Genomic DNA, 10150 nt, shown 5'->3' with positions numbered 1-10150 from the left:
TCCTCGATCGATGTCGCGTGAGCGCGACGGATCCCATGCGACCACAGGGCGGTCGGGCTGTCTGGCACTTGCGCGGCCCGAGCAGGCGTGCAAAGCGGAGCGATCAGGACGGCGTCGGCGGCTCGACGGGCTCTGCGGTCCTCTGAGGTGCCGCGGTCTTCTCTGGTCCTGTGTTCTCTGCGGACTTCTGAGCCTCCGCTGTCTCTTCGCGAGGAACCAGGACGACCTTCTGCTCCTCCACCGTGACGGTCATCGCCCGATGGCCCTCGATCATCACCGTCTGCCCCGCCTTCAGCCCGCCGCCGTCGAGCAGCGACTGGGCGACCCGCGTGCTCTCCTCGAGCGGGAACTGGGTCACGAGCGTGGTGGTTCCGGCCTCGACCGCCGCGGGCGGTGTGTCCAGCGACCGCGGGAGTCGGGCGAACCACCCGGCGAGACGATCGAGACGCAGGAGGCGGGAGAGCGGCATGCCTCGATGGTGCCAAAAGTCACCGTGATAGGCGATTCGCGCCAGAGGTGGTTGCGCCGCCGGCACGACAGCTGCAGGATTCCACGGCGTCGACCGGTCCTGCCCGCCGTGAAGCCTCGGAGTCGGAGGATCGCAGCGCGACGCATCAGCGAGCCCCGTCAACGGGGCGCGCACGGTCACCTCGAGCCCCCCGGCGTCAGCACGGCAGGTCTCGCACCCATCGCCCCGCACGAACGGAGCGTCTCGAGCGGACTCGTCAGGACGGCGGGCGCGGGCGACCCGGGAGAGCCGGCGGCCGGGTGGTGACGCGCCGTCCCGTGGGGGTGGTCCACTCGGCGGCCCCGTCGGGGCGGAGGACGTAGGTCCAGCGGTCGCCGTGACGCACGTGGTGGTGCGCCGTGCAGAGCGAGGCGAGGTTCTCGAGCGAGGTCTCGCCGCCGTTCCGCCACTCGACGGTGTGGTCGGCCTCCGCCGTCGATGCCGGCCGGGTGCAGCCGGGGAAGCGGCAGGTCTGGTCGCGCAGCTGCAGTGCGAGGCGCATCTGCGGGGGTGGGACACGGTGGGTGCGGCCGACGGAGGCGACGGCGCCGGTGTCGGGTTCGGTCAGGACGCGGGTGAAGCTGGCTCCGACGCCGACGAGCTCTCGCGCGATGTCGGCGGGGACGAGTCCGTAGCCGTCGAGGTCGGCGGAGGCGTCGTCGAGTCCGGTGGCGGTGGTCGCGGCGAGGGTGAGCCGCACTTCGGCCTGCACTCCGGGCACGAACGTCGGTGGGGCGTCGTTCTCGTCGCTGACCGGGGTGGTGCCGAGCACGTCGCCCTCGCAGAGCAGGTCGGCGAGGGCGTCGGCTCGCAGCTGGGCGAGGGTGCGGTCCTCGCCGGTGAGGTCGTCGCCGCGGAGGGTGCGGGCGATGCGGTCGAGGCGGTGGAACACCCCGGCCGCGACGGGTGCGGGCAGCATCGCGCACAGGGTGGCCATGCCGTCGATCTCCGGTCTGATCCAGACCGTCCGGTCCTCGCGTGCGCGGAGGTGGCGTTCGGCGAGGGGCTGCTCGTGCAGCTCGTCCCGGAGCCGGGCCGTGGCCCTCCGCAGCTGGGTCGGGGTGGCGGTGAGGGCTGCGTCGACCGCGCGTTCGTCGAATGCGGCGCGTGCCGTGGGCGGCAGGGTCGCGGCCGCGCTGCAGATCACCTCGCTCGACTCCCAGAGGATCCGGCCCTTGGCGAGTGCGTCGCGGGTGTGGGGCAGCTCGTCGATCAGCAGCATCGCGTGCTCGAGCGTGCGCGCCAGCTGCCGCTCCGACATCCCCAGCCCGACCGCCAGCTCGGCCCGGATCGACCGCTCGACGAGGTCGGTCGCCTCGCTGGAGGTCAGGGTGCGGCCTCCCGCGAACGCCTCCGGGATGGCGCGTGCCGCCCGATAGGCCGCGTGCAGTGCCGCGGCCCGGGCGAGGAGGACCTGACCCGACGACCGGCCGAGCAGCGCCGCGAGATCGGTGAGCTCCCCGACCAGGCCGGGCGTCACCTCCGAGGCCGCTGCCGTTCCCGATTCCGTCATGCCGCGAGTCAATCAGGGGCCGCGGCAGCGCATCCGCCCTCCCCGCTCGAACCGGACGGCCCGCCCCCGGGAGGGCCCTGTGGAGGAGCGACATCCACCTCGGTCACCGCTAGCGTTCCCCCAGAAAGACCGAGAGGACCGGACCCGTGCCACTGGACGACACCGACCGGGAGCTGATGCGGGCCGTCGCCCGCTACCTCAAGCGCATCGAGGCGCTCGAGGGCTCCGAGCAGGCCGCAGCGCGCACTCCGCTCGGCGACGCCGTCAGCGAGTTCCTGGGCGTCGACGCGACCGGGCTCGCCGTCATGACCGAGGAGGTCGCTCCGCACCGCCTGGTCGACGCCGACCTCGCCCTCGAGATCCTCGCGGGGCAGGAGGCGCCGGCCGTGCTGGGCGTCGGCGGCGGTGAGCAGCGCTTCCACTCCGCGATCGGCGAGCTGCTCGGCAGCCCGCACACCCGCTTCGCGCCCGGCCCGGTGACGTACGCGACCCGTGCGACCGGCCCCGACACCAGCAGGCGAGTGGTCGCCTTCGGGGTGCGCCTGCTCCGCATCGAGGGGTCGCCCGTCGCGGTCCTCCAGCGCGACGCGGCGCCCCAGTTCGGCCGGTCGACGGCGTCTCTCGAGGTGATCGCGGCCGACGAGAGCGTCGTGCCGGGGTTCCTCCGGCGCCTGCACGAGCTGATGGTCGAGCACAGCGTGCTGCGCGGGCAGGTGCTCTCGTTCTCGGCCACCGAGTACGGGCAGCACGCGGGCGCCACCTTCCTCGCGCGGCCCGAGGTCCCGGCCGGCGACGTCGTCCTCGAGGAGGGCGTGCTCGAGAGCGTCGTCGACCACGTGGTGGGGATCGGCGAGCACCGCGCCGAGCTGCTCGAGGCCGGTCAGCACCTCAAGCGCGGGCTGCTGCTCTACGGCCCTCCCGGCACGGGCAAGACGCTGACCGTCCGGCACCTCCTCACGCGGACGCCCGGCGTGACGGCGGTGCTGCTCACCGGGTCGAGCATCCAGTTCATCCAGTCGGCGGCCGAGATCGCGCGCACGTTCCAGCCCTCGCTCGTCGTGCTGGAGGACATCGACCTCGTCGCCATGGAGCGCACCCACAGCCCGCAGCCCCTGCTGTTCGAGGTGCTCGACGCCCTCGACGGGCTCGACGGCGACGCGGATGTGGCGTTCGTGATGACGACGAACCGGGTCCAGGTGCTCGAGCGCGCCCTCGCCGCGCGCCCGGGGCGGGTCGACCTGGGCGTCGAGATCCCGCTGCCCGGTCCGGCGGCACGGAGGCGGCTCTTCCGCCGGTACGCGGCGTCACTGCCCTTCAGCGACGCGGCCCTCGATCGGGCCGCCGAGCGCGCCGACGGCACGACCGGCTCGTTCGCCAAGGAGCTGATGCGCCGCAGCGTGCTCTCGGCGGCCCTCCGCGGCGCGACGCCCGACGACGACGACCTGGCCGGCGCGCTCGACGCGCTGCTCTCCTCGGGCGAGGCGCTCACGCGACTGCTGCTCGGCAGCGGAGGCGGCGCCGGCGTCGAGCCGGCGGGCGACGACGAGGGTCACGACAGCGCCGGTCTCTCCCGCACCTCGGCCATGAGCAGCCACCTCGAGATCACTCACGACGGGGCCTAGCGCGTGGCCGTCTCGTTCGAGTGCCGCACCGCGTCGGCCCGTCCGGCCGCCGAGATGTTCGACCGGGCGCGCGACATCGATCTGCACCGCGCCTCCCAGGCCGGGGCGCGCGAGCGGGCGATCGGCGGAGTCACCACCGGGCTGATCGGCCTCGGCGAGCACGTGACGTTCCGCGCGCGGCACTTCGGCCTGCCGTTCACGCTCACGAGCACGGTGACCGCCGTCGACGCCCCGCGCAGCTTCGTCGACGAGCAGACCAGCGGACCGTTCCGGACCTTCCGGCACGAGCACCGCTTCGAGCAGGCCGCGAACGGCTCGGTGATGATCGACCGCGTGCGGTTCTCCGTGGGGTTCGGGCCCGCGGGCCGCGTCGTCGAGCGCCTGCTGCTGGCGACGCACCTCCGTCGGCTGATCGTGGAGCGGGGGCGGTTCCTCGCCCGATGAGCGCCCCCGGGTCGCCGCCCACCGCGCGCCTCGGAGACGGTGAGTCCCCACACGCCGCCGCGTCCGAGGGGAGTTCCGGATGATCGCCGTGCGAGAGCAGCTGCTCCTGGAGACGCTGACCATCGCTGCCGACACGCTCGTCGACGACTTCGACATCGTCGACTTCCTGCACGTCCTCGTCGAGCGCAGCTCCGACATCTGCGAGGCGGTCGACGTCGGCATCCTCTTCGCCGAGCCGAAGGGCGAGCTGGTCGTGATGGCCGCCACGAGCGAGCGACTGCGCGTCATCGAGGCCCTGCAGCTCTCGACCGGTCAGGGCCCGTCCCTCGACTCCTACGACTCGGGCGAGGTCGTGACCGCCGGCTCCGTCGACGAGATCGCGCGCCGCTGGCCCGATTTCGCGCCCGGGGTCACCGAGCTCGGCTACCAGTCGGTGCACGCGGTGCCGCTGCGCCTGCGCAGGAGGACGATCGGATCGCTCGACTTCTTCCGCGACGCATGCGGTGAGCTGAGTGCCGAGGACGTGCGATCGGCTCAGACCATCGCCGACATCGCGACGATCGGGCTCCTCCAGGAGCGCGCGATCCGCGAGGCGTCGGTCGCCCGCGACCAGCTGCAGCACGCCCTCGACGCCCGGGTGCTGATCGAGCAGGCGAAGGGGGTCATCGCCCACACCCGCCAGGTCGACATGGACACCGCCTGGGTGCTCCTCCGCCAGCGCGCGCGATCGCACCAGGCGCGGGTCACGGATGTGGCGCGCGCGGTGATCGACGGGCTCATCACGCTCTAGGGGCGCGCCGTCGCCGACACGACCTCGACCACCTCGGCGAGGATGTCCGCGAGCGACCCGGTCCCCCCGCCGGCGAGCCACCACTCGAGCGTCATGTCGTAGACCGCGACCGCCAGGCGGCCCGCGACCTCGGCCTCCAGGGGCGCGAGGCCCCGCCGCGCGAAGGCCGCCGTCGCGCCGTCGTGGATGATCGCGAGCTTGCGCAGCTCCCGCTCGCGCAGCGCCTCGTCCGTCCGCACGATCGTCCACCGCCGCAGCAGCTCCGAGCGGTACAGCTCGAGCCGGGGCAGCACCACCGAGCGCAGTCCGCTGTGGATGACCGCCATCGGCGCCAGGGCGGGGTCCGCCTCGTCGACGACCCGGGCGACGACCGCCGGCAGCTCGTCCTCGCCGACGAAGAGCACCTCGCGCTTGTCGGCGTAGTAGCGGAAGAAGCTCCGCGTGGTCAGCCCGGCGCGCTCGGCGATCTGCGGCACGGTCGTCGCCGCGAAGCCCTGCTCGAGGAACAGGTCGAGGGCCGCCTCGTGGAGTCGGCTCGCCGCATCCGGAGCCCATCGCGTCATGCAGGACATGCTACTTGACGACACGCCGTGTCATCACGCACACTCATGACATGACGTGTCATCAGGCCGTCCCGAAGGAGTCGTCATGCCGCATCCGCCCGTCCCCGCTCGTCCCTCCGAGGCCCTCTGATGGCCGCGCCCGAGGCCCTCTGGCTGCGGAGCCGCTTCGGCTCGCTCGAGGTGGGCGAGGCTCCGGTGGCGACCCCTGGCTCCGGCGAGGTGGTCGTCCGTGCGCGCGCCGTCGCCGTCAATCCGGTCGACGCGGTGAACGGCGTCGCTCGCGGCTTCGTCTACCCCTGGCTGAGCTACCCGGCCGTCCTCGGCACCGATGTCGCGGGCGACGTGGTCGCGGTCGGCCCGGGTGTCACCGTCCTCGCCGTCGGCGACCGGGTCACCGGCTTCGCGGTCGGGGCGGAGCGGAGTCGGAACTCGCCCGCCGAGGGCGCCTTCCAGACCCACGTGACACTGCTCGCCACCCTGTGCGCGCGGATCCCGGACGCGCTCTCATTCGCCGACGCCTCCGTGCTGCCGCTCGCGCTGACGACGGCCGCCGCCGGCCTGTTCGAGACCGACCAGCTCGCGCTCGAGCTCCCGAGCGCCGAGGCCGCGGAGCGGGGGACGACCGTGCTCGTGCTCGGAGCGGCGACCAGCGTGGGGATGAACGCCGTGCAGCTCGCCCGGAGCGCCGGCCACCGCGTCGTCGCCACGGCCTCGCGGAGCAACGCCGAGCTGCTCCGCGAGCTCGGTGCCGAGGCGGTCGTCGACTACCACGACTCCGATGCCGTCGCGCAGCTGGTGCGGGTGCTCGACGGCCACGAGCTCGTCGGCACCCTGGCGGTGGCGAGCGGATCGCTGCCGATCGCTCTCGCGGTCGACTCGGCCAGGGGAGCGGGCGGGATGCGGCGCATCGCCTCGGCCCACCCGACTCCGGTGACCACCGTGCGCGCCGCGCTCGCCCGCCGCCGCGGCGTGCGGGTGACGGCGATCTGGGGCGGCAGCCCGAAGGACACCCCGGTCGGCCCAGGCGTCTGGAACGCCTATCTCCCTGGGGCGCTCGCCGACGGCCGCCACCGCGCGGCTCCGCAGGCGCGGGTCGTCGGCCACGGCCTCGCCGCGATCCCGGAGGCGCTCGTGCGGCTGCGCGCGGGGGCCCGCGCCGAGAAGTTCGTGGTCACCCTCTGACGCGCGCGCCGGTACGGTGTGGCGCATGAGCGACTCCCTCCCGCACGTCCTGTTCGTCTGCCGCAAGAACGGCGGCAAGTCGCAGCTGGCCGCTGCCCTCCTCCGTGATCTGGCAGGCGACGAGGTCGTGGTCGTCTCGGCGGGCACGGCGCCCGGGGAGGCGCTGAACGCCCAGTCGGTCGAGTCGCTGACGGAGCTGGGCATCGACCTCGGCGACGAGCACCCGAAGGCGCTGACCGACGAGATGCTGCGGGCGGCGGATGTCGTGGTCGTCCTCGGCGCGGAGGCGTCGGTCACCGAGGTGCCCGGTCCGCGCTACGAGACCTGGATCACCGACGAGCCCTCCGAGCGCGGCATCGAGGGGATGGAGCGGATGCGGCTGGTGCGCGACGACATCCGCTCGCGGGTGCACGACCTCCGCTCGCGCCTCTAGGGCTTGTTGAACAAGAGACCGCCGACGAACGGAGCACGTGGGATCTTGTTCAACAGACCCTAGCGAGCGATCCGTCGAAGACGACCCGTGCGGATCGATCGCACGGGTCTTCTCCGACGGATCGATCCGCGGCTCGGACGCGGGACGCGATGACGCTCCGCGCGTTCAGAGCGATCTGAGATTTCCTTCATAGGATCGTGGGACTGCCCCTGTGGTGAACGGGAGAGGCCGCGCGCTCGTACTCCCTGATGACGGACCGCCGGTTCCGACGAGGAGGGCGCAGTGGTGACAGCACCGGCGATGATCGCGCCCGTGGCGACGAGGCGACGACGAGAGGGGCCGGCCGTGACCCAGCCCGACCCGCGGCGCCGCCGGACGCGCCTCGGCCCGTCCGCCCCGTTCGACCTCTCCGCCGCCTTCGACGAGCACGGCGCCGCCCTGCTCGGCTTCGCGATCAACGCGCTGCGCGACCGGCAGCTCGCGGAGGACTGCGTGCAGGAGACGTTCCTCCGCGCCTGGCGCGCACGGGACGGCTACTCGGCCGAGCGCGCGAGCCTGCGGACCTGGCTGTTCGCCATCGCCCGGAACGTCGTGATCGACGTGCACCGCTCGGTGCAGCGGCTCCCTCGCCTGGTCGCCGCGGAGGTCCTCGAGGACCTGCCCGGCGGCGAGGCCGATCCGCTCGTTCCGCTGATGATGCTCGAGGCGCTCGCGCGGCTGAGCGTCGAGCACCGCGCGGTCGTGATCGCCGTGCACGTGCGCGGCGAGAGCTACGCCGAGGTCTCCGCGACGACCGGCGTGCCGATCGCGACCCTGCGCACCCGCACCTTCTACGCCCTGCGTGCGCTCCGCGAGCATCTCGCGGACGCCGAGACGACCGCCGAGGAGTCATCATGACCGACACCGACGACCCCCGCGAGGGCGGGCGGCGGGAGGAGCTGATCGCCGCGGCCCTCGCCGGTGAGCTGTCTCCGAGCGAGGGCGCGGAGCTCGACCGGCTGCGCGCCGCCGACCCGAGCATCGACCGCGAGCTCGCGGGCTTCGGAGTCGTGCTCGCCGATCTCCGCCGGGTCCGCGGGTGGGACGAGGCGGCACCGTCGGACGACCTGCGCCGGCGCATCCAGAGCATCGCCGGCGTCGCCCCGATCGCCCGCGGTCGCAGCGCCCTGCTGATCGGCGCCGCGGCGGCCTGCCTCGCGGTGGGCGCCGTCGGCGGCTCGGCCCTGCACGTGCTCGGCGACCGCCCCGTCGAGGGCGCGCCCGGCGATCTCGGGGCGGTCGAGACCATCGCCTTCGACGGCGCTCCCGACGGGATCGAGCTCGACGGGTCGCTGATCGCGCACACCTGGGGCACCGAGACGCTGCTGCGGGCGAGCGGCTTCGACGTCGGCGAGAGCTACGACCTCGTCCTCGTCACCGACGCGGGGGAGCGGCTGTCCTCCGGCTCGTTCCTCGGCAGCGAGGTCGAGATCGACTGCGAGATGAACGCCGCCGTGCTGCGCGAGTCGGTGTCCGCGATCGAGATCACCGACGAGTCGGGCGCGACGGTCGCCGTCGCCGAGCTGCCGGTCGTCGAGAGCTGAGGCCGCGCGGCCTCCTGGGGGAAGCTGCTTCTTCTGAGTGGCACCCCCCCTGCTGATCGAGCAGCCCGCGAAGATCCACGACCGTCAGAAGGCCGGGGCAGAAGCCGGATCTGCTGAGGGATCCGGGAGACGAGGGTCGGCCGGTGCAGCTCAGCCCCGCGCCCGCAGCGTCTCCAGCAGGGCCGCCGGCGTCTCGGGGTCGCGCAGGCTGATCGCGAACTCGCGCTGGTTCGCCGTGGTGATCACGAGACCGGGGCCGGCCGCGAGGATCAGCGCGGAGCGGCCGGGCGTCATCCGGTAGCCCCAGCCGCCCCACTCCGCCGGGCGGAGGTGCGCCGTGCTCGCCGAGGCGATGTCTGCCAGCGGGATGCGGCGGAGCGGGATGCCGAGCACCCGCGACGTGACCCGGAGACCTCGGCGGTCGGCGGTCACCCGGAGGCGGGTGAAGGCGAGGACGACGATCGCGCTGCCGCCGAGCACCACCGCCATGGCGACAGCCGGTCCGACGGCCCCCTCGGCCAGCAGGGTCGACGTGGCGAGCACGGCCGAGCCGATGAGCGCGACGCCGACCAGCGCGAAGACGCGGCCGGTGATCGTCGACGACCAGGCGCCCGTCTCGGAGCTGCCGAGCGGGAGGCGCTCGACGGCTGCGCGGGGCTCGCGGGTGGTGGGCGGAGCGATCAGGGCGGGCACGACGGCGTACAGGCTCCCGCCCAGCAGGACGAGCAGCCACGGCCCGAGCACCGCGCCCTCGGCCGATCCGGCCGACAGGGTCGTGCCGACCGAGGTCGCCCAGGTCGCCGCCCCGAGTCCGGCGACGAGACCCGCGGTGCCGAGGACGAGGCGGTGTGCTCGGCCGAGCGCGACGAGCACGATCCCCGCGAGGGCGGCCGCGCCCGCCATCACGAGTGACAGGGCGAGCGTCGCGCCGAGAGTCATTGTGTCGTCGGCCGCGCCGGTGTCCGACCAGTGCGAGGCGAGGGTCTCGGGGAGTCGGTCGGCCAGCGCGATCCTCGAGGCGACGACGCCGAGGGCGGGGAGCAGGAGGGAGGCGGCGGCGAGCCGGCTCCGGAGCTGAGCGGTCATGGGGTGGTCCTCTCGATCAGGCGGACGAGGTCGGCGGAGCTGATCCCGCTGCGGCGGGCCTCTGCGAGCAGCTGGTCGACCAGGGCGGTGACGCGCACGAGGCCCGGGCCGGCCGACTCCGTCACCCACGCGCCCCGGCCGCGCCGCATCTGGATGATGCCGTCGTCGCGCAGAGAGCCGTAGGCCCGCAGCACGGTGTGCATGTTGATGCCGAGCGAGTCGGCGAGCTCGCGGGCCGGAGGCAGGCGGTCGCCCGCCGAGAGCGTGCCGGCGGCGACGGCGGTGCGCACCTGCGTCTCGAGCTGGTCGGCGAGGGAGCGCGGCGAGGAGTGGTCGACGCGGAACAACATGTTTGCAATGTTAGTAGAACAACTGCACCAGCACCAGATCCACGCGTGTCGGGTAGCGTGGCCGCCGACCCCGGGG

General features: G+C 73.7%; 12 protein-coding genes. 7 read left to right on the top strand and 5 right to left on the bottom strand.

Features of this window, described 5'->3' with window-relative positions:
• Positions 1 to 103 precede the first annotated feature (103 nt).
• Both GRS96_RS18480 and GRS96_RS18475 read right to left on the bottom strand, forming a co-directional pair.
• Positions 104 to 469, bottom strand: a complete 366-nt coding sequence (locus GRS96_RS18480; protein ID WP_159853017.1) for a hypothetical protein — start codon at positions 467 to 469, stop codon at positions 104 to 106.
• 256 nt (positions 470 to 725) lie between these two features.
• Entirely contained in the window at positions 726 to 2021 is a 1296-nt protein-coding gene (locus GRS96_RS18475) for an HNH endonuclease signature motif containing protein (protein ID WP_159853015.1), read from the bottom strand.
• A 146-nt stretch (positions 2022 to 2167) separates the two neighbouring features.
• Between GRS96_RS18475 and GRS96_RS18470 the strand changes: the two genes are divergently transcribed.
• The 3 genes from GRS96_RS18470 to GRS96_RS18460 all read left to right on the top strand — a co-directional run bounded on the left by GRS96_RS18470 (position 2168) and on the right by GRS96_RS18460 (position 4877).
• Positions 2168 to 3643, top strand: coding sequence for an AAA family ATPase (locus GRS96_RS18470; protein ID WP_236553663.1), 1476 nt, complete (start codon positions 2168 to 2170; stop codon positions 3641 to 3643).
• 3 nt (positions 3644 to 3646) lie between these two features.
• Complete coding sequence (locus GRS96_RS18465) at positions 3647 to 4087, top strand: SRPBCC family protein (protein WP_159853014.1); 441 nt, start codon at positions 3647 to 3649, stop codon at positions 4085 to 4087.
• Between the two features lie 79 nt (positions 4088 to 4166).
• A complete protein-coding gene (locus tag GRS96_RS18460) occupies positions 4167 to 4877 on the top strand; it encodes a GAF and ANTAR domain-containing protein (protein ID WP_159989153.1) in 711 nt (236 codons plus the stop codon).
• Here GRS96_RS18460 and GRS96_RS18455 read toward each other — a convergent pair.
• Positions 4874 to 5440 (bottom strand): TetR/AcrR family transcriptional regulator, encoded by a 567-nt coding sequence (locus tag GRS96_RS18455; protein WP_159989152.1) that lies wholly within the window; start codon positions 5438 to 5440, stop codon positions 4874 to 4876. The two genes, GRS96_RS18460 and GRS96_RS18455, sit on opposite strands and share 4 nt — an antisense overlap.
• 129 nt (positions 5441 to 5569) lie before the next feature.
• Here GRS96_RS18455 and GRS96_RS18450 point away from each other — a divergent pair, with 129 nt between their 5' ends.
• The 4 genes from GRS96_RS18450 (at position 5570) to GRS96_RS18435 (ending at position 8638) form a co-directional block, all read left to right on the top strand.
• Entirely contained in the window at positions 5570 to 6622 is a 1053-nt protein-coding gene (locus tag GRS96_RS18450) for a zinc-binding alcohol dehydrogenase family protein (protein WP_159853010.1), read from the top strand.
• A 25-nt stretch (positions 6623 to 6647) separates the two neighbouring features.
• Positions 6648 to 7055: an arsenate-mycothiol transferase ArsC gene (locus tag GRS96_RS18445; protein WP_159853009.1), complete on the top strand. Its 408-nt coding sequence runs from the start codon at positions 6648 to 6650 to the stop codon at positions 7053 to 7055.
• A 345-nt stretch (positions 7056 to 7400) separates the two neighbouring features.
• Entirely contained in the window at positions 7401 to 7952 is a 552-nt protein-coding gene (locus GRS96_RS18440; RefSeq protein WP_327437419.1) for a sigma-70 family RNA polymerase sigma factor, read from the top strand.
• Positions 7949 to 8638, top strand: a complete 690-nt coding sequence (locus GRS96_RS18435; RefSeq protein WP_159853008.1) for a hypothetical protein — start codon at positions 7949 to 7951, stop codon at positions 8636 to 8638. Before GRS96_RS18440 ends, GRS96_RS18435 begins: the two co-directional genes overlap by 4 nt.
• 150 nt (positions 8639 to 8788) lie before the next feature.
• Here GRS96_RS18435 and GRS96_RS18430 read toward each other — a convergent pair whose 3' ends face one another.
• The gene (locus GRS96_RS18430; RefSeq protein ID WP_159989151.1) at positions 8789 to 9724 is read right to left on the bottom strand and encodes a hypothetical protein; all 936 of its coding nucleotides are present in this window, start codon (positions 9722 to 9724) and stop codon (positions 8789 to 8791) included.
• Entirely contained in the window at positions 9721 to 10074 is a 354-nt protein-coding gene (locus tag GRS96_RS18425; RefSeq protein WP_159853003.1) for a GntR family transcriptional regulator, read from the bottom strand. Before GRS96_RS18425 ends, GRS96_RS18430 begins: the two co-directional genes overlap by 4 nt.
• Positions 10075 to 10150: the final 76 nt, after the last annotated feature.

Source organism: Rathayibacter sp. VKM Ac-2803, assembly GCF_009807175.1.
In the GTDB taxonomy this organism is placed as follows: domain Bacteria; phylum Actinomycetota; class Actinomycetes; order Actinomycetales; family Microbacteriaceae; genus Rathayibacter.
Note: the sequence above shows the minus strand (reverse complement) of the source record. Positions and strands in the feature narration are given on the sequence as shown.